Below are 22,269 nucleotides of genomic sequence, written 5' to 3'. Positions count from 1 at the left end.
GGCAGATCACTCAGGGTGGCGACAGATGGGCGAAGGTGCGTCCGCTATGTCCTTTTCAAGAGGTGAGCGACAGGCTCGCCGCTCACCGCCAGAAGACCGCGACAGCGGCGTTGACCAGGGTCAATCCCACGATGGCGAGGAAGTGCCCACGGTTGACCTCGTCCCGCTTGCGGGAGAAGAAGACCATTACGAAGATCAGCAGCGCGAACACCAGCTTCGTCACAAGCTTCGCCGGTGCCGGCTCGTCGCCGTCGCGCAGCGGGGCGGAGAGTCCGATGCCGGTGGCGAGCTGGATCACCGCGCCCCAGAGCATCGCGGCGTTGATCCGGATCTTGCCGGTCAGGTATTGGGCGATCGCACCGCCGAGCAGCAGCGCGAAGCCGATCAGGTGGCCGTAGAGGAGGATGAGTCGAAGTGCTTCCACCCGACCCATCCTGCCCTATCAACGACGGTTCGTAGTAGAGGGCCTTCCGGTCAGCCCTTCGTGCCGCCTGCGGTCAGGCCGGACACGAGGTGCTTCTGGGCGAAGAAGAAGACCAGCCCGGCCGGGACGGTGACCAGGACGGCGGCGGCCGTCAGGTACTCCCACTGCGGGTTGAACTGCGGCACGAACTGCTGGAGGCCGTACGCCAGGGTGAACTTGTTGTCGGTCTGGATGAACGCCGACGCGTACGCCACCTCGCCCCACGCGGTGAGGAAGGTGTAGAACGCGGTGACCGCCACCGCCGGGCGGGCCAACGGCAGCACCACCCGCCAGAAGGTGGCGAACGGCCCGCACCCGTCCAGCGCCGCCGCCTCGTCCAGCGAGGTCGGGATGGAGTCGAAGTAGCCCTTCAACATCCAGGCGCAGAACGGCACCGCGATGGTCAGGTACGCGACGATCAACGCGGGCATCGTGTTGATCAGCCCGAGTCGCGCCATGATCGTGTAGATCGGCACGATCAGGATCGCCACCGGGAACATCTGGGTGACCAGGAAGACCATCATCAGCGGCCGGCGACCCGGGAAGTTGAACCGGGACACCGCGTAGCCGGTGGTGGCCGACAGGAAGATGCCGATCCCCATGGTGAACGCCGCGACGATCACCGAGTTGAGGAACCACCGGGGGAAGTTGGTGCTGGTCAGCACGTAGCTGTAGTTGGCCAGCGTGGTGTCCCGGAACAGGGTCAGTTCGCTGCTCTGGATGGCGTACCCGGGCTTGAGCGACGACAGCAGCACCCAGGCGATCGGGCCGACCGCGATCAGCGAGGCCAGGATCAACGTGCCGTGCAGCAGGACCGACCTCGCCGGAGAACGGCGGCTGCGCGCCTGCGCGGGTCTGCGTGCCTGCGCCATCACCACACCTCGCCTTGCTTGCGCAGGGCCCGCCGGTAGAACACCGAGAACACCAGCAGGATCGACAGGATCAGTACGCCGTACGTGGAGGCGAGCGAGTAGTTGCGGATGCCCTCGAACGCCGCCCGGTAGGCACCGGTCACCAGGATCTCGCTCTGTCCCGCCGGCTGCCCCTCGGTCACCAGGAAGATGATCGGGAACATGTTGAACGTCCAGATGGTGCCGAGCAGCACCACGGTCATGCTGACCGGACGCAGGCCGGGCAGGGTGATGTTGACGAACCGCTGCCACGGCGTGGCACCGTCGATCTCGGCCGCCTCGTACAGCTCGGACGGGATGGTCTGCATCCCGCCGAGCAACGCCACCATCATGAACGGCACGCCGAGCCAGATGTTGGTGACGATGGCGGTCAGCAGCGCCGTCCACCGGTCGGCGAACCAGGAGACCGGGTCGATCCCGACCGCCGAGAGCAGGGCGTTGGCCAGGCCGAAGCGTTCGTTGAAGATGAACTTCCAGGCGAAGGCGCTGACGAAGGCGGGCACCGCCCAGGGCAGCACCAGCAGCACCCGGTACATGCTGCGGCCCCACATCGGCCGGTTGAGCATGGTGGCCAGGCCGAGACCGAGGCCGAAGTGGCAGGCCACGCAGACGAACGTCCAGATCAGCGTGGTGCCGGTCCACTGCCAGAAGTCGCCGACCTGGCCGGTGAGGACGCGGACGTAGTTGTCGAGGCCGACGAACTCCCACTTGTTGGTGTTGTCCCGGCAGACCTCGCTGCCGGTGATCGACTTGGTGCAGATCTCGGCGACCTGGTTGGCCTCGGTGAGATCGGTGAAGGACAGCCAGATCCCGCGGAACAGCGGGTAGAAGATCAGCACCGCCAGGACGATCACGACGGGCAGCACCATCGCCCAGGCGTACCAGTGCTTGTCCCAACTGCGGCGCAGCCGGGACGTTCGAGCGGACCGGCCGGGCGGCGTCGTGGACGACGGCGCCGGGTCGGCTGTCACGGTGGTCATCAGCGCTCCCGAGGAGAAGTCCGGCAGGGCGCGCGACCGCGACGGCCACGCGACCCTGCCGGGTGCCGAAAGGTCACCGGCCGGAGCCGGCGCGGATGGTCAGAGCCCGTAGCCGGGCACGACCTCGGCCTTGTACTTCCGGGCCACGGTGTCCAGCGCGGCCTTCGGGTCCTTGTTCTGGATCAGGACCTCGGTGGCCATCTGGTCGAGCGGGCCGAAGAACTGACCGGCCTCGGGGATCCACGGGCGGCCCACACCGGCCTCCACGACCGGCTGGAACGCGGCGACGACCGGGTTGTTCTTCACCGCGTCGAGGGCGTACGCGGAGGTGCGGGTCGGCAGCAGACCGAGCTTCTCCGACAGGAACGCCTGAGACTCGGCGGAGCTCATGAACTTCACGAACGCGACGGCGGCGTCCACCTTCTCCTGCGGCATGCCGGACCAGATCACGTAGTTGTGGCCGCCGACCGGGCCACCGGCCCGCGCCGAACCGCCGGGCACCGGGGCGATGCCGAGGTTCTCCAGGCCGCCGAAGCCGGGGGCCGACGTGACGTTGTTGACCTCCCACGGGCCGTTGATGATCATGGCGACCTTCTTCTCCTTGAAGAGGGTCATCATGGTGCCGTAGGCGTCGTTGGCGGACGGCTTGGCAGCCGCACCGCTGGTGATCAGGTCCTTGGCGATCGTCAGCCCGGCCGCGTTCTGCTCCGAGTTGATGACGATCTTCTGGCTCGCGGGGTCGACCAGGTCGCCACCCTCGCCGTACATGAAGGGCAGCATGAAGTAGCCGGCCGGGTTGACGTACACGCCCTCGGCGTCGGTCTTCTCCTTGACCGCCTGCGCGGCGGTCTTCAGCTCCGCCCAGGTCTTCGGCGGCGCGGCGACGCCCGCCTGGCTGAACAGTTCCTTGTTGTACATCAGCGCCAGGCTGTCGGTGACCTGCGGGACGCCGTACGTCTTGCCGTCGAACCTGTTGGAGGCCAGCGGCGTCTCCAGGAAGTCGGACTCGTCGGCGAGCAGCTCGGAGCCGTCCAGCGCATAGAGGTAGCCCAGCGAGGCGAACTCCGGCACCCAGGCCACCTCGGCGCGGAGGATGTCCGGGGCGCCGCTCTTGGCCTGCGCGGCGGTCTTGAACTTGTTCTGCGCCTCACCGAACGGGACCGACTGGTAGTTGATCTTGACGTTCGGGTGCGTCTGGTTGAACTTGGCGATCAGTTCCTGGAACGCGGGGCCCTCGTTCTGCGGGTCCGAGGTGTCCCACCAGGTCAGCTCGGCGGTGAGGGAAGCGGGGTCGACGGTGGACTGTCCATCAGCCGCGTCGTCCTCGCCGCCGCAGGCGGCGACGGAGAGGGCGAGGGTGGCGGAGGCGAGTACGGCGATCCCCCTGGCTGTGCGACGCATGTTCGCTCCTAGATTCCTGCCGGGTGTCGGCGGGACATTAGCAAGAACTTTCGTAACTCGAAACCCCTTGCGAACATCACCGCAACAACCAAGCCTGATCCGCAACCCGACCACTCCACAACTGCGGCTTTACCGGCATTTCGCGACGGCCCGATCCATGCCGAACGGCGCACGGATCACGCTCTGCACACCGCAAATGCACCCACGGTCCCGGCGGCAGCCAGTGCGTGAGCGCGATTGCGGGGGCCAACCGCCGTCCGCTGCCCGGTTCTGCAAGTTCTTGCCGAGCACTGCGCAAGAAGTTGAGGGTGAGCTACAGTGCGCCCATGCGCGCTCGCCTGTCCGACATAGCCCAGCAGGCCGACGTCAGCGAGGCCACGGTGTCGCGGGTGCTCAACGACCGACCCGGCGTGGCACCCGAGACCCGGCAGGCCGTCCTGACCGCCCTCGACGTGCTCGGCTACGAGCGCCCCGCCCGGCTCCGCAAGCGCAGCGCCGGCCTGGTCGGCCTGGTGGTGCCGGAGTTGGACAACCCGATCTTCCCGGCCTTCGCCCAGATCATCGAGTCGGCGCTGGCCCCGACCGGGTTCACCCCGGTGCTCTGCACCCAGACCCCCGGTGGCGTCCGCGAGGACGAGTACGTGGAGATGCTGCTCGACCGGCAGGTCTCCGGGATCGTCTTCGTCTCCGGGCTGCACGCCGACACCGCCGCCGACCACGACCGGTACCGCACCCTGATCGCCCGGCCACTGCCGATCGTCATGATCAACGGGTACGCCCCCGGCATCCCGGCGCCCTTCGTCTCCTGCGACGACCGCGAGGCCGCGGAGTTGGCCGTGTCGCACCTGGGCGCCCTCGGCCACCGGCGGATCGGCCTGATCACCGGGCCGGACCGGTTCGTGCCGGTGCAGCGCAAGGTCAGCGGGTACAAGACCGCGATGAGCCGGCTCGTGCAACTCGACGACGACGAGCTGAGCGAGCTGACCGAACTCTCCCTGTTCGGCGTGGAGGGCGGCGAGGTCGCCGCCGGCCGCCTGATCGAGCGCGGCGCCACCGGGATCGTCTGCGGCTCGGACCTGATGGCACTCGGTGCGATCCGGGCCGCCCGGCAGCGCGGCCTGTCCGTGCCGGAGGACCTGTCCGTGGTCGGCTACGACGACTCGCCGCTGATGGCCTTCACCGACCCGCCACTGACCACGATGCGCCAGCCGGTGGCCGCGATGGCGGTCGCCGCGGTCCGGGCCCTGGTCGACGAGATCAACGGCCACGCCGCCCCACACTCGGAGTACCTGTTCCGTCCCGAGTTGGTGGTCCGTGGCTCGACCGCGGTGGCCCGCCGGGGCGACGGCGACCCGCAGCACGGCCCCGGTCGGCGGCCAGCGTCACCGGCGCTGTCGGTCCCGGCGTGACGCCGGACACCTGACACCCCCTTCCATCCGTGAGGCCGGGCCGACTCCGGCCCGGCCACCTCCGTCGGCGGCGCACATCCGGCACTTCCCTTGCGCAAGAAATGCTTGACTCTTGCAGCACTGGCGCGGCATCCTGCTCAGACACCCGCGCCATCTCGCCCATGCCCGGGTGCCGCCGTCCCGCGCCACAGAACGGGGAACACCCGATGACCGTCAGCCCTCCGTCGCCGCTGACCCCCGACGCCGACTGGTGGCGGTCCGCCGTCGTCTACCAGGTCTACGTCCGCAGCTTCGCCGACTCCGACGGCGACGGCATCGGCGACCTCCAGGGCATCCGCGAACGCCTGCCCTACCTGCGTGACCTCGGCGTGGACGCGCTCTGGCTGACCCCCTTCTACACCTCACCGATGGTCGACGGCGGCTACGACGTGGCCGACTACCGCGACGTCGACCCGATGTTCGGCACCCTGGGCGACTTCGAAGCGATGATCACCGACGCGCACGCGCTCGGGCTGCGGATCATCGTGGACCTGGTGCCGAACCACACCTCCGACCGGCACCCGTGGTTCCAGGCCGCGCTGGCCGCCGCCCCCGGCTCGGCACAGCGGGCGCGGTACCTCTTCGCCGACGGCAGGGGCGAGCACGGTGAGCAGCCCCCGAACGACTGGGAGAGCATCTTCGGCGGCCCGGCCTGGACCCGGATCCCCGACGGCCAGTGGTACCTGCACCTGTTCGACCCGGCCCAGCCCGACCTGAACTGGCGCCACCGGGAGGTGCGCGCCGAGTTCGAGGACGTCCTGCGGTTCTGGCTGGACCGTGGCGTCGACGGATTCCGCATCGACGTGGCCCACGGCATGATCAAGGCGGAGGGGTTGCCGGACGTCGGCTTCAGCTCGATGACCACCGGCCGCCGCCAGTCGGAACTGCTCGGCAAGGGCCGCCTGCCCTACTTCGACCAGGACGAGGTGCACGACATCTACCGCGCCTGGCGTCCCATCCTGGACAGCTACCCCGGTGACCGGATGGCGGTGGCCGAGGCGTGGGCGGAGACCCCGCAGCGCCTGGCCCGCTACATCGGCCCGGACGAGCTGCACCAGGCGTTCAGCTTCGACTTCCTCGACGCCACCTGGTCGGCCGACTCGTTCCGCAAGGTGATCGACACCGCGCTGGGCGAGTCCACCATCGTCGGCGCCCCCACCACCTGGGTGCTCTCCAACCACGACCGGCAACGGCACGTCACCCGGTACGGCGACGGGGAGGTCGGGCTGCGCCGAGCCCGCGCCGCCGCGCTGCTGATGCTCGCCCTGCCCGGCTGCGCCTACCTCTACCAGGGTGAGGAACTGGGGCTGCCCGAGGTCCTCGACCTGCCCGACGAGCTGCGTCAGGATCCGGCCTTCCTGCGTACCGGGGAGAGCCGGGACGGCTGCCGGGTGCCGATCCCGTGGAGCGGCGACCTGGCGCCGTACGGCTTCGGACCGGCCGGCAGCGCGCTGAGCTGGCTACCGGCCCCGGCGACCTGGCAGGCCCTCTCGGTCGCCGCCCAGACCGGCGTGCCCGACTCGACGCTGGAGCTGTACCGGACCGCGCTGCGGATCCGGCACACCCACCCGGCGTTGGCCGGCGTCGGCGGCATCACCTGGCGTCAGACCGGCCCGGACGTGCTCGCGTTCCACCGGGAGGCCGGCGCCACGGTGCTGACCTGCGTGGTGAACACCGGGGACGCACCGGTCCTGATCGACGGGTACGGCACCCCGCTGGTGTCCAGCGCGCCGCTCACCGAACGCGACGGCGGCCACCTGCTCCCCGGTGACACGGCGGCCTGGTTCGAACGGCGCTGACCGGGGTATCACCTCCACGACCCGGTCCCCTCCGGATTGACCGGGACGACTACCCCTTGTGGTGGGGGTGCGGTGCCGGCACCGGTGCCCGGACGACGGCGTTCGGGCACCGGTGCCGGGTGGTGTTCAGCCCCCGGGCAGCCGCGTCGCGATCCGGGCGAACCCGGCCCGCAGCTCGGCCTCGTCCGGCACCGGAAACGGCCCGCTCGCGTCCTCCCGCTCGGCCGCCGCCATCTCCTCCTCGTCGACCAGATCCTCGTAGTCGCCGTACAGGTCGGCCTCGTCCACCCGGACCGTCTCGTCGGTCGCGGCGAGCTGCGCGGCGGCGATCTCCCCACGGATCTGCGCCACGTTCACCGCCGGCACCAGCGGCTCCACCACCGCCATCAACTGCTCCTCGGCGACCACCGCCTCGGCCAGCGCCAGCGCGTGCGGTCGCTCGTACGGCCCGCAGACCACCGGCTCCCACTCGTCGGCGTCGCCGAGCGGCCCGAACGTGATGATCCACGGCAGGTCGAGCAGCGGTGAATCGCTCGGCAGGTCCAACGTCACGAGTGCCCCCACGGGCCCATCATCGTCGGTGCCCGTGCAGGCCGGGGCGGGTTCCTCACATCAGGTCAGCCGGCCCCGCCCGGGGTACCGGGATCGCTCTCCACGTCCAGGTCGACCGGTCGGAGGCGGCTGGCCAGGTCGACCACCTGGCCGCGTCGGCTGGTCGCGGCCAGCGCGGCACCGAAGAGCACCAACTGGTTGAGCAGGTAGAGATAGACCAACAGACCCACGGCGGTGGCCACCACCGTGTACGCCGGGTTGTGCTCCACCCGCCCCACCCAGAACCGCCCGACCGTGTTGAGCAGCGTGATGCCGACCGCGACGAGCAGCACCACCGGCCGCAGCCGGGCCCGACTCATCCGCAGCCGGGGCACCGCCACCAGCAGCAGCGTCGCCAGCACCGCGTTCACCACCACGCTGAGCACCGCGCTGACCGCCGTCAACGCAAGCGAGCCGGTGCTGCGCAGCAGGAACCGCAGCAGCGTCTCCAGCGCGTCGACCGCCGCCACCGAGACCCCGAGCAGCACGAAGACCACGAGCAGGACGCCGAGGTCGACCAGACGGCGCACGATCAGGTTGCCGGGATGCTGGTCCAGCCCGTGGATCAGGCGCTGCGAGGAGCGGATCGCCTCCACCCAGCCGATCCCGGTCAGGACCAGGATCAGCAGACCCACCACGCCGACCGTGCCGCTGCTCTCGGCCACCTGCGCCGGATCGAGGAACGGCAGATTCTCCCGGAGGAACTCCTCCGCCCCGGCGCGTACCTCGTCGTTCTCGTCCAGGATCGCGCCGAAGGCCGCGTACGACACCAGGGCGAGCGCGAAGACCGCGAAGAACCCGTAGTAGGCGATCGCGGCGGCCAGCCGCCCGCCGTGCAGGTCGGTGTAGCGCACCCCGGCCCGCCACAGGTGCCCGAAGGCCGGGGAGCGGTGCCGGGCGGTCCGCAGTCCCCGGTCGACGCCCGCCTCGACCCGCCCCAGCAGGTTCACCGGTCAGCCGCCCAGCCGGAAGTCCCGGCGGGGCTGCCACCGGGTCTGCCCGCTGTGCGAGAACAGGGTGAATCCCTCGACCTCGAACATCGCGGAGAAGTCGGCCAGGTCCTCGTACGCCCGGTCGAGGGCCTCCGGTGCCACGTCCTGCGCCACCGTCACGTGTGGATGGTAGGGAAAACGCAGCTCACGGCGTAGCTGTGGGGCCGAGTTGATCGCGGCGGCGAGCAGTTCGCACTCGCTGATGCCGGCCGCCACCGTCACGAAGACCACCTGTGTCACCGGCCGGAAGGTGCCGGTGCCCCGCAGGTGCAGGGTGAACGGCAGGTGCGCGGCGGCGACCCGGTCCAGGTGCCGCTCCACCTCGGGCAGCGCGGACACCGGGATCTCGGTCGGACCGAGCAGGGTGACGTGGGCCGGCACCGTGTTCCGGTCGCCGGAGGCCAGTCGGCGCCGGGTCAGCTCGCCGCCCCACGGCTCGGGGATGTCGACGGCGATGCCGATCTGGACGATGTCACCGGTCGGGGGGACACCGCTGCCCTGATCCACGCCTCGCGTCACCTCTGCGGCCACCGACTGCTCGCCCTCGCGCAGGCGACTACTCGCCGCGCACCGGCGGGAAGAAGCCCACCCGCTCGTACGCGGTCCGCAGCGTGGGTGCCGCCACCGACCGGGCCTTCTCCGCGCCGGCCGCGAGGAGCTTGTCGAGCTGGGCAGGGTCGTCGAGGTACGCGCGGGTGCGCTGCTGGATCGGGGTGACGAACTCCCGCACCACCTCGGCGAGGTCCTTCTTGAGGTCGCCGTAGCCCTTGCCGGCGTACGCGGCGACCAGGTCGTCGATGCAGCGCCCGCTCAGCGCGGAGTAGATGGTGAGCAGGTTGGAGACGCCCGGCTTGGTCTCGGCGTCGAAGACGATGTCCCGGCCGGTGTCGGTGACCGCCGAGCGGATCTTCTTGGCCGAGCGGGCCGGATCCTCCAGCAGGTCGACGATGCCGCCCGGGGACGACGAGGACTTCGACATCTTGGCCGTCGGGTCCTGCAAGTCGGTGATCTTGGCGGTCTCCTTCACGATGTGCGGCGCGGGCACGGTGAAGGTCTTGCCGAACAGCGAGTTGAACCGCTGCGCCAGGTCACGGGAGAGCTCCAGGTGCTGGCGCTGGTCCTCGCCGACCGGCACGGCGTGCGCCTGGTAGAGCAGGATGTCCGCGGCCTGCAGGATCGGGTACGTGAACAGCCCGACGCTGGCGCGCTCGTTGCCCTGCTTCTGGGACTTGTCCTTGAACTGGGTCATCCGGCTGGCCTCACCGAAACCGGTGATGCAGCCCAGCACCCAGGCCAACTGCGCGTGCTCGGGCACCTGCGACTGCACGAACAGGGTGCAGCGTTCCGGGTCCAGCCCGACGGCGAGCAGTTGCGCGGCGGCCGTCCGCGACCGCTGGAGCAGGATCTTCGGCTCGTGCCCCGCCGTGATCGCGTGCTGGTCGACCACGCAGTAGAAGGCGTCGTGCGACTCCTGCAACGCCACCCAGTGCCGGACCGCGCCCAGGTAGTTGCCGAGGTGGAACGAGTCGGCCGTCGGCTGGATGCCGGAGAAGACGCGAGGTCGGGCGGGAACGTCGGACATGCCGCCGATTCTGTCAGCAACACCCGGCGTCCGTCATGACGGGCCGGCAGGTCGCGCCTGCTCGACGACGCCGCCCGGATCGCGGCGCTGTTCGGGCAGGCGGGCGACGGTGACCGCGAGCCGGGCCACCCGGCGGCCCTCCAGGGTGAGCACCCGCAGCAGCCAGCCGCCGGAGGTGGCGGGATCCTCACCCGCCCCGGGCACCGGGATCTCGTCGCCCGGTCCGGGCAACCGGCCGAGCGCCGCCATCACGAAACCACCCACCGTCTCGTACGGGCCGTGCGGCAGGTGCACGCCGGTACGCTCGGCGAAGTCGGTCAGGTTGAGCCGGCCGTCGACCACCGTGGGCAGGCCGGCGAGCCCCGGTATGGGCGTGTCGGCGCACTCGTCGTGGATCTCGCCGACCAACTCCTCGATCAGGTCCTCGCAGGTGACGATGCCGGCGGTGCCGCCGTACTCGTCGATCACCACCGCCAGGTGGTGCCCCTCCCGCCGCATCTCGGTCAACGCGGCCAGCACCCGCTTGCTGGCCGGCAGCCGCTTGACCTCCCGGGCCAGGTCGCCGACGGTGGTGCCCGGGTCGCGGTCCGGATGCAGCAGCACGTCACGCAGGTGCACCACACCGACCACGTCGTCGTGGGTGCCGTCGACCACCGGGTAGCGGGTGTGTGTACCGGCGCGGACCAGCGGTTCCGCCTCGGTGACGGTCAGCGCCGCGGAGAGGAACACCACCTCGGTGCGGGGCATCATCACCTCGCGGACCAGGCTGGCACCGGCCACCAGCACCTCGTCGATGATGCGGCGGCCGACCGGGTCGAGCACGGTGTTCGCGGCGACCAGATCCCGCAGCTCGGCTTCGCTGATCCGCTCCCGCCCGGCGGCCGGCCCGGTGCCGAGCAGGTCGGTGACGAGCCGCAGGGTGCCGTCGGCGGCCCGCACCACCACCCGGGCGACGGCTCTGGCCACCGGCCCGGGCTGGCGGCGGGACCGCTGTACGCCCCGTCGCCTGGGTCCGCGCCGACGCGCTGCCCGCATGACAAGGATCGTAGTCAGCGGGGGGCGGCATCGCCGTGTTCGACTCTGTTAAGAAATGGTCGGTCGTGGTGGAGTTGTAGGGTGACCCCCACAGGTCCAGGTAGGAGGAGAGCGACGTGAAACTGCTCGTCACCGGCGGCGCCGGCTTCATCGGGAGCGTGGTGACCCGGATGCTGCTCGACGCCGGACACGACGTGGTGGTCCTGGACGACCTGTGCACCGGCCACCGGGAGGCGCTCGCGCCCGACGCCACCCACGTCGAGGCCGGCATCCACGACGCGGCCCGGGTGCTCACGCCGCAGGCCGGATTCGACGGCGTGCTGCACTTCGCCGCCCTGATCGCCGCCGGGGAGTCGATGACCGCCCCGGAGAAGTACTGGCACACCAACACCGTCGGGTCGCTGGCGCTGATCGACGCCGCCCGTGCCGCCGGCGTACCCCGGATGGTCTTCTCCTCCACCGCCGCCGTCTACGGCAACCCGACCGAACTGCCCATCCCGGAGACCGCCGTCAAGGCCCCGACCAACACGTACGGCGCGACCAAGCTCGCCGTCGACATGGCGCTCACCTCAGAGGCCATCGGGCACGGCCTGGCCGCCGTCTCGCTGCGCTACTTCAACGTCGCCGGGGCCTACCTCGACGGCGACACCGCCCTCGGCGAACGACACGACCCGGAGACCCACCTCATCCCCATCGCGCTGGAGGTGGCCGCCGACCGGCGGGAGAAGCTGCAACTCTTCGGCGACGACTACCCCACCGCCGACGGCACCTGCGTCCGCGACTACATCCACGTCGCCGACCTGGCCCGCGCCCACCTGCTCGCCCTCGACGCGGCCACCCCCGGACGACACCGGATCTACAACCTCGGCAACGGCAACGGCTTCACCAACCGGCAGGTCGCCGAGGTGGTCCGCGAGGTCACCGGCCACCCGGTGCCGGTGGAGGTGGCGCCGCGCCGCGAGGGCGACCCGGCCGAACTGGTCGCCTCCGCCGCCCTGGCCCGCGCCGAACTGGGCTGGGAGCCGCGCAAACCGACCCTGCACGACATGGTTTCCGACGCCTGGGCCTTCTACCGCGCGCACGTGCCGGCACGGTCGTGACCGACGTCGCCGCCCGCGCCGAGGCCGGCTTCCGGCAGGTGTACGCCGAGCCACCCGCCGGCCGCTGGGCGGCTCCCGGCCGGGTCAACCTGATCGGCGAGCACACCGACTACAACGACGGCTTCGTGCTGCCGTTCGCGCTGCCGCTGCGCACCGTCGTCGCCGCCGCGCCCCGACCGACCGACGACTGGACGGTCTGGTCCGAACTGACCGGCGAGACGGTCCACTTCGGCGCCGACGAGGTGGCCGCCCCGGGCCGGGTCACCGGCTGGGCGGCGTACGTGGCCGGGGTGGTGTGGGCGCTGCGCGAGGCCGGTCACCCGGCACCCGGCGCCCGGCTGGCCGTCGCCTCCGACGTGCCCCTCGGCGCCGGCCTGTCCTCCTCGGCCGCGCTGGAGGCCGCCGTGCTCACCGCGCTGGTCGACCTCGGCGGGCTGGACCTGCCCGCCGCCCACCAGCCCCGGCTGGCGCAACGCGCCGAGAACCACTACGTCGGCGCGCCCACCGGGATCATGGACCAGTCGGCCGCGATCCGCTGCCGGTCCGGCCACGCGCTGTTCCTCGACTGCCGCACGGAGCAGGTGGAGCACATCCCCTTCGAACTGGACCGCGACGGGCTGGCGATCCTGGTGATCGACAGCCGCGCCCCACACCGGCACGCCGACGGCGAGTACGCGTCCCGCCGCGCCACCTGCGAGAAGGCCGCGACCCTGCTCGGGGTCCCGGCGTTGCGGGACGTACCCGCCGACGCTCTCGACGACGCGCTGGCCCGGCTGCCGGACGACGAGACCCGCCGCCGGACCCGACACGTGGTCACCGAGAACCAGCGGGTACGCGACACCGTCGCCCTGCTGCGGGCCGGGGAGATCCGGCGGATCGGCCCCCTGCTCACTGCCTCGCACGCCTCCATGCGCGACGACTTCGCCATCACCGTCCCGGAGGTCGACACCGCCGTCGACACGGCGCTCACCGCCGGGGCGATCGGCGCACGGATGACCGGCGGCGGCTTCGGCGGCTGCGTCCTGGCCCTGGTCGAGGCGGACCGGGCCGTCGAGGTGGGCGACGCCGTCAGCGCGGCCTACGCCGCCCGGGGCTACGCCACCCCCACCCGGTTCACCGCGCTACCGGCCGCCGGCGCGACCCGCCTCTCCTGACCCGCCCCGCCTGACGCGCTGACCCCACTTGCTCTTGCTCCCCGCCCCGCACACGCCCGCATCGCGGTCCCACTCGCGCCGCAAATCGCTCCGTGATCACGCTCGATCCAGGATCGAGTGGTCTCGTGGCGGCACCGAGACCACTCGATCCTGGATCGAGCATGACCTAGCGACGAGTCCCCGCACCTTGGGCCATCGGGTGAGGGTGACGGGGCGTACCGGGGGACGGGTCCGCCCGTGCGCTCAGCCGGCCTCCACGATCATGGCGGCGCCGACGGTGCGGTTGGTGGTCTCGTCGATGATGACGAAACCGCCGGTGGTCCGGTTACGGCGGTACTCGTCGGCCAGCAGCGGCACGGTGGTCCGCAGCCGTACCCGGCCGATCTCGTTGAGCCGAAGCTCGGTCGCCGCCTCGTCGCGGTGCAGCGAGTTGATGTCCAGGCGGTAGTGCAGGCCGCGTACGATCGCCCGCGCCGACCGGGTGGTGTGCTTGATGGCGTACTTGCCGCCGACCTGCAACGGACGGCTCTCGTCCATCCAGCAGACCATCGCCTCGATGTCCTGCGCCACCGCCGGGGCGTTGTTCGGGCGGCAGATCATGTCGCCCCGCGAGATGTCGATCTCGTCGGTCAGTCGTACCGTCACCGACATCGGCGGGAACGCCTCCGCCACCGGCCCGTCGGCGGTCTCCACCGACGCGATCCGGCTGGTGAAACCGGACGGCAGCACCATCACCTCGTCACCCGGCTTGAGCACCCCCGAGGCGACCTGACCGGCGTAGCCACGGTAGTCGGTGACCACCGTCGACTGCGGCCGGATCACGTACTGCACCGGGAACCGGACGTCGACCAGGTTCCGGTCGCTGGCGATGTGCACCCGCTCCAGGTGGTGCAGCAGCGCCGGGCCTTCGTACCAGGGCATGCTCTCCGAGCGGGTGACGATGTTGTCGCCCTTCAACGCGGAGATCGGCACCACGGTCAGGTCCGGCACGTCCAGCTTCGCCGCGAACGCGGTGAACTCGTCGGCGATCCGGTCGAAGACCTCCTGCGAGTAGTCCACGAGGTCCATCTTGTTGACGCAGAGCACCAGGTGCGGCACCCGCAGCAGCGAGCAGAGGAAGGCGTGCCGGCGGGACTGCTCGACCAGGCCCTTACGGGCGTCCACCAGGATCAGCGCCAGATCGGCGGTGGACGCCCCGGTGACCATGTTCCGGGTGTACTGGATGTGCCCCGGGGTGTCGGCGATGATGAACTTGCGCCGGGGCGTGGCGAAGTAGCGGTAGGCCACGTCGATGGTGATGCCCTGCTCCCGCTCGGCGCGCAGGCCGTCGGTGAGCAACGCCAGGTTCGTGTACTCGTCGCCCCGGGCCGCGCTGACCGCCTCCACCGCGGCCAACTGGTCGGTGAACAGCGACTTCGTGTCGTACAGCAACCGGCCGATCAGGGTCGACTTGCCGTCGTCGACACTGCCGGCGGTGGCGAAGCGCAGCAGATCCATCGGTCGGGCCTCCGACCCGACGGTCCGGCCCTCGGCGTCGCCCGGCGCGAGCGTCTCGGTGGTCATCAGAAGTAGCCCTCCCGCTTGCGGTCCTCCATCGCGGCCTCGCTGACCCGGTCGTCACCGCGGGTCGCCCCGCGCTCGGTGATCCGGGTCGCGGCGACCTCCTCGATGACCTTCTCGACCGTGTCCGCGTCCGAGCTCACCGCCGCCGTGCAGGAGGCGTCGCCGACGGTGCGGTAGCGCACCTGGGCCTTGAACCGCTCCTCCCCCGCCCGCGCGGGCAGGAACTCGTTGACCGCGTAGAGCATCCCGTCGCGCTCGACCACCTCGCGCTCGTGCGCGTAGTAGATCGACGGCAGCTCGATCCGCTCCCGGGCGATGTAGTGCCACACGTCCAACTCGGTCCAGTTGGACAGCGGGAACACCCGGATCGACTCACCCGGGTGGTGCCGGCCGTTGTAGAGCGACCACAGCTCCGGCCGTTGGTTCTTCGGGTCCCACTGGCCGAACTCGTCGCGGAAGCTGAACACCCGCTCCTTGGCGCGGGCCTTCTCCTCGTCCCGCCGGGCCCCGCCGAAGAGGGCGTCGAACCGGTGCTTCTCCACCGCTTCCAGCAGCACCGGCGTCTGGATGCGGTTGCGCATCCCGTCCGCCGACTCGCGGACCAACCCGCTGGCCAGCGCCTCCGGCACACTGGCCACCACGAGTTGCAGGTGCAGCTCGGCGACCCGCCGGTCCCGGTACTCCAGCACCTCGGGGAAGTTGTGGCCGGTGTCGACGTGCATCACCGGAAAGGGGATCTGGGCCGGAGCGAACGCCTTCTGCGCCAGGCGCAGCATCACGATCGAATCCTTGCCACCGGAGAACAGCAGGACCGGCCGCTCCATCTCGGCGACCACCTCGCGCATCACGAAGATGCTCTCCGCCTCCAACGCGTCGAGATGCGTCACCTGGTAGGCAGCGGTGGCGGTCATGACACCGGCTCGATTCGCTCGGTCATCCGATTTCCAGACCTTTCCGGTCGGGGATGTCAGAAAGTAGCGCCAGGCTACCCGCTATGCCGGTGCAACGCTGCAAGTAACCGGCTGGCGAGATCCGCACGGCACACCAGCAGGTCAGGCAGACGCGGGTCGGCCTCGTTGTATTTCAGCGCAGAACCGTCGATCCGGGAAGCATGCAGTCCGGTGGCCGTCGCCACAGCCACCGGCGCCGCCGAGTCCCACTCGTACTGGCCCCCGGCGTGGATGTAGGCGTCCACCTCGCCGGTCACCACCGCGGCGATCTTCGCGCCGGCCGACCCCATCGGCACCAACTCCGCCCCGACCTCCTCGGCGAGGTCGGTCAGGAACACCGGCGGCCGACTCCGGCTGGCCGCCAGACGCAGCCTCCGGTGCGCACCCCCGGGCCCCTCCGCCGGGTACGTCGGCGGCACATCGGTGGCCAGCACCTGCTGCTGTGCCGGCAACCCGACAGCACCCGCCACCAGACCGTGCGAGGTCGACGCGTCCCGCGCCCAGAGCGCCACGTGCACCGCCCAGTCCGCGCGCCCCTCCTCGCTGAACTCGCGGGTCCCGTCCAACGGGTCGATGATCCACACCCGCTCGGCGGTCAGCCGGGAGATCGACGCCTCGTTCACCTCGGCCGTCCACGCCAGCCGGGAACCCTCGTCCTCCTCGGAGAGCACCGCGTCGTCGGGACGCCACTTCGCCAGCTCGGTCCGGATCAGGTCGTGCGAGACCTTGTCCCCCGCCGCCTTCAACGCACCGGCGTCGGTGAACCCCGTCTCCGCCCGCAGACGCAGCAACGCCTGCCCGGCACGGCCCGCCAACCACCGCGCGAACGCACCGTCGGCCACCGGCGGACCGCTCATGCTCTGCACTCCCGTCGTCACAGCCGTACCTCACGCACCGTGATAGAGGTTCTGCGTCGGTTCGACGCCTCGGATGACCACGGATTCCACCACGTCCGCCGCCCGATCCACCAGGAAGTCCAACTCCTTGCGCTCCACCGCGCCGAAATCCGACAGCACGTAGTCCGCCGGATCCTGCCGCCCCGGCGGTCGCCCGATGCCGAACCGCACCCGTACGTAGTCCCTCGTGCCCAGCGACTTCGACATCGAACGCAGACCGTTGTGCCCGCCCTCGCCGCCCCCGCACTTCACCCGCACCTGGCCGTACGCGATGTCCAACTCGTCGTGCACCGCGATCACCTGCCCCGGCGGCACCTTGTGGAACTGGGCCAGACCGGCCACCGGCCCACCCGAGAGGTTCATGTACGTCAGCGGCTTGACCAGCACCAGCTTCGGGCCGCCCAGCCCGAGGCGTCCCTCGACGACCTCCGCCACCGCCCGCCTGTGCCGACCGAACCGGCCGCCCAGCCGACCCGCCAACAGGTCGGCGACCAGGAAACCGACGTTGTGCCGGTTGCCCGCGTACTCCCGGCCCGGATTGCCCAGACCGACCACCAGCCAGGGCCCGGTCTCGTCCGTCACCGCCCGCCCCTTCCCTCGTCCCGGCGGACCGCCACCCGGCGGCCGTCCCCGATACGTCGACAGGCGCCCCCGAAGCACGGGGACGCCTGTCGCACAGCCTGCGGACCGATCAGGCCTCGGTCTTGGCCTCGGCGGTCTCCTCGCCGGCCGGCTCGGCAGCCTCGGCGGTCTCCTCGCCGACACCCGCCTCGGCCTCGGCCTCCGCCGTCTCGACCTCGGGCAGCGTCGCCTCGAGCTGCTCGGCGGTCGGCGCCGCGGTCACCGTGGCGACCGTCATCTCCGGGTCGGCGGCCAGCTCGACGCCCGACGGGAGCTGCACGTCGGCGGCGGTGACCTGGGAACCGGCCTCGGCACCCTCGATCGACGCCTCCAGGTGGTCCGGCACCTTGGTGGCGTCGGCAGTCACCGAGAGGGTGTCGTGGTCGTGCACGATCAGCGTGTCCCGCGCCGCCTCACCGGTCAGCTGCACCGGCACGTCCACGGTGACCTTCTCGCCCCGACGCACCAGCAGCAGGTCGACGTGCTCGAAGGTGTCCTTGATCGGGTCCCGCTGGATCGCCTTCGGCAGCGCCAGCGCCTGCGTGCCGTCGCTGATGTCGAGCGCCAGGAGCTGGTTGGCGCCACCGTTACGGATGGCCGCCGCGAACTCGCGGGCCGGGAGCGCGATGTGCTTGGGCTTCTCGCCATGGCCGTACAGCACGGCGGGCACCTTGCCGGCCCGGCGGGTACGACGGGCACCACCCTTGCCGAACTCGGTGCGGGGCTCGGCGCTGATCTTTACCTCGGACACGGGGAAACTCCTGATGCTTCGCTGCGGCAGCTTGTCGTCTGGCGGTGCTGGGCGGGGGGCTCGCAGGGGCTCATGCGTCAGAACGACTGCCCGGAGCACCGCGTCGATCACGGTGCCTCCGTGCGGCGCTTTTCAGCGGCCCGCAGGGCACCCTCGCCGTGGCAACCGCACCAGTCTACCCGAGCGGATTCTCGGAGTTTCGGCAGTCCCCGCCGCACCCCGTCAGACCGCCCGCCATCACGGCGAGCAGCGCTCACCGCGCCCTCGGGCGGGCCGGTCCGAGCGACCGACCCGCCCGCACCACGTCAGCTCAGGCCACCGAACAGGGTGGTCACCGACCCGTCGTCGAACACCTCACGGATCGCCCGGGCCAGCAGCGGCGCGATCGAGAGCACGGTGATCTTGTCGAGCTGCTTCTCCGGCGGCAACGGCAGCGTGTTGGTCACCACGACCTCGCTGATCGGGCTGTTCTTCAACCGCTCGGTCGCCGGGTCCGAGAGCAGCGCGTGGGTGGACGCCACGATCACGTCCGCCGCGCCGGACTCCTTGAGGATGTCCGCCGCCTTGCAGATCGTGCCGCCCGTGTCGATCATGTCGTCGACGATCAGGCAGACCCGACCCTCGACCTCACCGACCACCCGGTTCGCCACCACCTGGTTCGGCTTCAGCGGATCCCGCGTCTTGTGGATGAACGCCAGCGGGCACCCGCCCAACCGGTCGGTCCACCGCTCCGCCACCCGCACCCGACCCGAGTCCGGCGCGACCACGGTCATCGGCCGGCCCGCGTACTTGCGCTCCACGTACTCGGCCAGGATGTCCATCGCGAACAGGTGATCCACCGGACCGTCGAAGAAGCCCTGGATCTGCGCCGTGTGCAGGTCCACGGTGAGGATCCGGTTCGCCCCCGCCGTCTTCAACAGGTCGGCCACCAGCCGCGCCGAGATCGGCTCCCGACCTCGGTGCTTCTTGTCCTGCCGCGAGTACGGATAGAACGGCAGCACGACCGTGATCCGCTTCGCCGACCCGCGCTTCAACGCGTCGACCATGATCAGGGTCTCCATGACCCACGTGTTCACCCCGTGCGTGACGGACTGCACCACGAAGGCGTCCGACCCCCGCACCGAGTCCTTGAATCGTACGAAGATCTCGCCGTTGGCGAACTCGTACGCGTCGGCCGGCGTCGGCGCGACGCCGAGCACCTCACCAATCTCCCTGGCCAGCTCCGGAAACCCACGTCCGGAAAAGAGCATCAGGCTCTTGCGGTTTTCGGCGACGATGCTGCCCATGGGCCCGTCTGCTCCCGTTTTGGTCGGTGGTACCCGGCCACGGTGGTGGTCGGCCGGGGACTAATCGGTTGCAGTATCTCCCGCCCCGGACGCACCGCCCACCGACTCGGCGGCGCCGTGGATTGCCTCACCTTCACTTGCGGCCGAGGTCACACCCGGAGCACCCTGCAAGGCCCGCTCGGCCGCCGCCGCCGACGCCGTACCCGGCCGCCGACGGGTCACCCACCCCTCGACGTTGCGCTGCGGCGCACGCGTCACACCAAGATCCCCCGGCGGTACGTCCTTGCTGATCGCGCTGCCCGCCGCCACGTACGCGCCGGCGCCCACCTCGACCGGGGCGATCAGACTGGTGTCACAGCCCACGAAGGCCGCCTCACCGACCACGGTGCGGTGCTTGTTCACCCCGTCGTAGTTGACGAAGATCGTCGCCGCGCCGATGTTGGCCCGCGCCCCGATCGTCGCGTCACCCACGTACGACAGGTGCGGCACCTTCGCGCCCGCACCCACCTCGGAGTTCTTCACCTCGACGAACGTGCCCACCTTCGACTTCTCGGCCAGCCGCGCCGCCGGCCGCAGGTACGCGTACGGCCCCACGCTCGCGCCCGCGCCCACCTCGGCACCGACCGCGTGGCTACGCAGCACCGTCGCGCCCGGCCCGACCACCGTGTCGACCAACGTCACGTCCGGCCCGACCACCGCACCCGCGCCGACCACCGAACCGCCGCGCAACTGGGTGTTCTGGTCCACCACCGCGTCGCGGTCCAGGGCCACCGTCACGTCGATCCACGTCGTCTCCGGGTCCAGCAGACTCACCCCGGTACGCATCCAACGCTCGTTGACCCGGTCCCGCAGCAACCGCCGCAGCGCCGCCAGCTCCACCCGGTCGTTGCAGCCGAGCGTCTCGGTGTGGTCACCGGCCACGTGCACCCCCACCGGCTCACCGGCCGACACCAGCAGCTTGAAGACGTCGGTGAGGTACTCCTCGCCCTGGTCGTTGTCGGTGGAGAGCTTGCCGAGCACGTCCCGCAGCCGTACCGCGTCGAAGGCGTAGATGCCGGCGTTGATCTCCCGGACGTCGAGCTGCGCCGGGGTGGCGTCGCGCTGCTCGACGATCTGCTCCAACCGGCCGTCGGCGTCGCGCACGATCCGCCCCAGCCCGGTGGGGTCCGAAACCTCGGCGGCCAGCACCGTCGCCGCCGCCCGCTCGCCCTCGTGCGCCGCGACCAGCCCGGCCACCGTCTCCGGCCGCAGCAGCGGCACGTCACCGTTGAGGACCACCACCGTGCCGGACGCCTCCGGCGCGGCCTCCAACGCGATCCGGACCGCGTGCCCGGTACCGAGCTGCTCGGCCTGCAACACCGGGACGGCTCCCGGCGCGGCCTCGGCCAGATGCGCGCGGACCTGGTCCGCGCCGTGCCCGACCACCACCATGGTCCGCTCCGCCGCCAGCGGCTGCGCCGCGTTCAGGACGTGCCCGAGCAGCGTCCGGCCGAGCAGCGGGTGCAACACCTTGGGCAACGCGGACTTCATCCGCTTGCCCTCCCCGGCGGCGAGGACGACGACGGTACGGGGGTGGGGCTCGGACACGAGGTGGCTCCCGTCGGAACGCGGACAGTCTCGCGGCCATGCTAACCAGACAATCCGGCCTGGTTAGCATGGCCACGAGGATCGGCGGTCACCCGAAGTGCTGGGGTGCCTGGATTCGAACCAGGAGCTCAAGGCTCCAAAGGCCTGCGGGTTGCCGTTACCCCACACCCCATTTACATGTCAAGTCGCGACACCACATCAACTCATGCTCGTGCGGTCTGCCGCAGACCGGAACAGCTCGGCGATCATACCTTCAATCCGCCAATAGAGCTCGCGGCTCCGGGGCACGTTGATCACAAGGCAACCCCGGTAGCTCTCTCCGGTGTTCCGCCGGACGGTCACCGGGTTGTGCTTCTTCAGATTCGCACGCTGGAAGCGGGCGAGCGGCAGCCCCAGCTCCGCCGCCCACCATTGCGCGGCGGCGACAGGATCCGCCGACTCGTGGATGCTGACCCGGTAGGTCGGGGCCGCACGATCGACCCCGCACGTCTCGAGAAAACGCAGGAAGAGGGCGAGCAGCCCAGGGTCGCTGTTGACGAACTGCACATGGTCGTAGCGCCGCCACGGTTTCGACTTGGCCCCTTCGCACCAATAGATCGCCGCACCGAGCAGCAGCAGGTCGCGCTCGTCCAGGCAACCTCCGACCACGTCGGCAGCCGTCGCGTGCACCGCCGCCTGCGCCTCGTCACGTGTCCGGCGATGCGCCGCCCACCGAGCCTCGGACATGGCTCTCGACCGGACGCGACGGCGCTCCAGGCCGCTCTCCGACTGCTGCCCGGCAGGCAGATCCCGAGTCCAGAGGTAGGCCGTGGACCGGCTCACGCCAAGCTGTCGGGCGATGTCTGGCACCGAATGCCCGGCCGAGCGGAGCACCACCGCCTCGGCACGCAGCTCGTCCTTTGCGTTGGGCCTCCGGGTCCGCTCGGGTGGCGGGACGCCACGCAGCAGGTCGTAGACCCGGTTGCGGCCCAGGCCCGTTCGGTCGCGGATCTCACGGACGGAGAGGTGCTCCTCGGTGCGCAGACGACGCACCTCGTCGGCGTCGAAATCGGTCATGCGGTGCAGGCTAGGGCTGGGGTGTGACACTTGGACCATCGGCAGCCGTCGTTGCATGATGTGATCTTCAGGGCCCGTAAGTTACGGTGACGTAAGCGTAGTT

General features: G+C 70.7%; 21 protein-coding genes and 1 tRNA gene. 4 read left to right on the top strand and 18 right to left on the bottom strand.

The window, feature by feature from the left end; translation table 11 throughout:
• Positions 1–82: 82 nt before the first annotated feature.
• From ACQVFL_RS03940 to ACQVFL_RS03925, 4 genes are all read right to left on the bottom strand, one after another.
• Positions 83–424 (bottom strand): hypothetical protein, encoded by a 342-nt coding sequence (locus tag ACQVFL_RS03940; protein ID WP_131051655.1) that lies wholly within the window; start codon positions 422–424, stop codon positions 83–85.
• Between the two features lie 50 nt (positions 425–474).
• Positions 475–1,335: a sugar ABC transporter permease gene (locus ACQVFL_RS03935; RefSeq protein WP_396692465.1), complete on the bottom strand. Its 861-nt coding sequence runs from the start codon at positions 1,333–1,335 to the stop codon at positions 475–477.
• On the bottom strand, positions 1,335–2,354 hold the full coding sequence (locus tag ACQVFL_RS03930) for a carbohydrate ABC transporter permease (protein ID WP_431728705.1): 1,020 nt from the start codon (positions 2,352–2,354) through the stop codon (positions 1,335–1,337). Before ACQVFL_RS03930 ends, ACQVFL_RS03935 begins: the two co-directional genes overlap by 1 nt.
• A 99-nt stretch (positions 2,355–2,453) precedes the next feature.
• Entirely contained in the window at positions 2,454–3,755 is a 1,302-nt protein-coding gene (locus tag ACQVFL_RS03925; RefSeq protein WP_396692461.1) for an extracellular solute-binding protein, read from the bottom strand.
• 326 nt (positions 3,756–4,081) lie between these two features.
• On the opposite strand from ACQVFL_RS03925, the gene ACQVFL_RS03920 reads away from it, so the two are divergent.
• Positions 4,082–5,164 (top strand): LacI family DNA-binding transcriptional regulator, encoded by a 1,083-nt coding sequence (locus tag ACQVFL_RS03920; protein ID WP_396692459.1) that lies wholly within the window; start codon positions 4,082–4,084, stop codon positions 5,162–5,164.
• 206 nt (positions 5,165–5,370) lie between these two features.
• On the top strand, positions 5,371–7,002 hold the full coding sequence (locus tag ACQVFL_RS03915; protein ID WP_431728704.1) for a glycoside hydrolase family 13 protein: 1,632 nt from the start codon (positions 5,371–5,373) through the stop codon (positions 7,000–7,002).
• 126 nt (positions 7,003–7,128) lie between these two features.
• Here ACQVFL_RS03915 and ACQVFL_RS03910 read toward each other — a convergent pair whose 3' ends face one another.
• The 5 genes from ACQVFL_RS03910 to ACQVFL_RS03890 are packed head-to-tail and all read right to left on the bottom strand — an operon-like array spanning position 7,129 to position 11,202.
• Positions 7,129–7,566, bottom strand: a complete 438-nt coding sequence (locus ACQVFL_RS03910) for a hypothetical protein (protein WP_396692456.1) — start codon at positions 7,564–7,566, stop codon at positions 7,129–7,131.
• Between the two features lie 53 nt (positions 7,567–7,619).
• Positions 7,620–8,543: a YihY/virulence factor BrkB family protein gene (locus ACQVFL_RS03905; RefSeq protein WP_396692454.1), complete on the bottom strand. Its 924-nt coding sequence runs from the start codon at positions 8,541–8,543 to the stop codon at positions 7,620–7,622.
• 3 nt (positions 8,544–8,546) lie between these two features.
• A complete protein-coding gene (locus tag ACQVFL_RS03900; protein WP_396692452.1) occupies positions 8,547–9,092 on the bottom strand; it encodes a 2'-5' RNA ligase family protein in 546 nt (181 codons plus the stop codon).
• 49 nt (positions 9,093–9,141) lie between these two features.
• Positions 9,142–10,167: a tryptophan--tRNA ligase gene (trpS, locus tag ACQVFL_RS03895; RefSeq protein ID WP_431728703.1), complete on the bottom strand. Its 1,026-nt coding sequence runs from the start codon at positions 10,165–10,167 to the stop codon at positions 9,142–9,144.
• 33 nt (positions 10,168–10,200) lie between these two features.
• On the bottom strand, positions 10,201–11,202 hold the full coding sequence (locus ACQVFL_RS03890; RefSeq protein ID WP_396692448.1) for a hemolysin family protein: 1,002 nt from the start codon (positions 11,200–11,202) through the stop codon (positions 10,201–10,203).
• 116 nt (positions 11,203–11,318) lie between these two features.
• On the opposite strand from ACQVFL_RS03890, the gene galE reads away from it, so the two are divergent.
• Together galE and galK are read left to right on the top strand one after the other, a co-directional pair.
• Entirely contained in the window at positions 11,319–12,302 is a 984-nt protein-coding gene (gene galE / locus ACQVFL_RS03885) for a UDP-glucose 4-epimerase GalE (RefSeq protein WP_396692446.1), read from the top strand.
• A complete protein-coding gene (gene galK, locus ACQVFL_RS03880) occupies positions 12,299–13,456 on the top strand; it encodes a galactokinase (RefSeq protein WP_431728702.1) in 1,158 nt (385 codons plus the stop codon). The genes galE and galK overlap by 4 nt, the downstream gene beginning before the upstream one ends.
• 243 nt (positions 13,457–13,699) lie before the next feature.
• Here galK and cysN read toward each other — a convergent pair whose 3' ends face one another.
• The 9 genes from cysN to ACQVFL_RS03835 all read right to left on the bottom strand — a co-directional run bounded on the left by cysN (position 13,700) and on the right by ACQVFL_RS03835 (position 22,166).
• Positions 13,700–15,019: a sulfate adenylyltransferase subunit CysN gene (gene cysN, locus ACQVFL_RS03875; protein WP_431728701.1), complete on the bottom strand. Its 1,320-nt coding sequence runs from the start codon at positions 15,017–15,019 to the stop codon at positions 13,700–13,702.
• Positions 15,019–15,930 (bottom strand): sulfate adenylyltransferase subunit CysD, encoded by a 912-nt coding sequence (gene cysD / locus ACQVFL_RS03870; protein WP_396692440.1) that lies wholly within the window; start codon positions 15,928–15,930, stop codon positions 15,019–15,021. Before cysD ends, cysN begins: the two co-directional genes overlap by 1 nt.
• Positions 15,931–16,004: 74 nt before the next feature.
• Entirely contained in the window at positions 16,005–16,826 is an 822-nt protein-coding gene (locus tag ACQVFL_RS03865) for an inositol monophosphatase family protein (protein ID WP_396692438.1), read from the bottom strand.
• Positions 16,827–16,856: 30 nt separating this feature from the next.
• Complete coding sequence (gene pth, locus ACQVFL_RS03860) at positions 16,857–17,447, bottom strand: aminoacyl-tRNA hydrolase (protein ID WP_431728700.1); 591 nt, start codon at positions 17,445–17,447, stop codon at positions 16,857–16,859.
• A gap of 109 nt (positions 17,448–17,556) precedes the next feature.
• A complete protein-coding gene (locus ACQVFL_RS03855; protein WP_396692434.1) occupies positions 17,557–18,237 on the bottom strand; it encodes a 50S ribosomal protein L25/general stress protein Ctc in 681 nt (226 codons plus the stop codon).
• A gap of 305 nt (positions 18,238–18,542) precedes the next feature.
• Entirely contained in the window at positions 18,543–19,523 is a 981-nt protein-coding gene (locus ACQVFL_RS03850; protein WP_396692432.1) for a ribose-phosphate diphosphokinase, read from the bottom strand.
• A 60-nt stretch (positions 19,524–19,583) separates the two neighbouring features.
• Complete coding sequence (gene glmU / locus ACQVFL_RS03845) at positions 19,584–21,110, bottom strand: bifunctional UDP-N-acetylglucosamine diphosphorylase/glucosamine-1-phosphate N-acetyltransferase GlmU (protein WP_431728699.1); 1,527 nt, start codon at positions 21,108–21,110, stop codon at positions 19,584–19,586.
• A 100-nt stretch (positions 21,111–21,210) separates the two neighbouring features.
• A tRNA-Gln gene (locus tag ACQVFL_RS03840) sits at positions 21,211–21,282 on the bottom strand.
• Positions 21,283–21,308: 26 nt separating this feature from the next.
• Positions 21,309–22,166, bottom strand: a complete 858-nt coding sequence (locus tag ACQVFL_RS03835) for a helix-turn-helix domain-containing protein (protein ID WP_431728698.1) — start codon at positions 22,164–22,166, stop codon at positions 21,309–21,311.
• Between the last annotated feature and the right edge of the window lie 103 nt (positions 22,167–22,269).

Origin of the sequence: Verrucosispora sp. TAA-831, from assembly GCF_050780145.1 — a bacterium.
Classification (GTDB): domain Bacteria; phylum Actinomycetota; class Actinomycetes; order Mycobacteriales; family Micromonosporaceae; genus Micromonospora.
The sequence above is the reverse complement of the archived record's forward strand: the minus strand, read 5'-3'. Positions and strand labels throughout refer to the sequence as shown.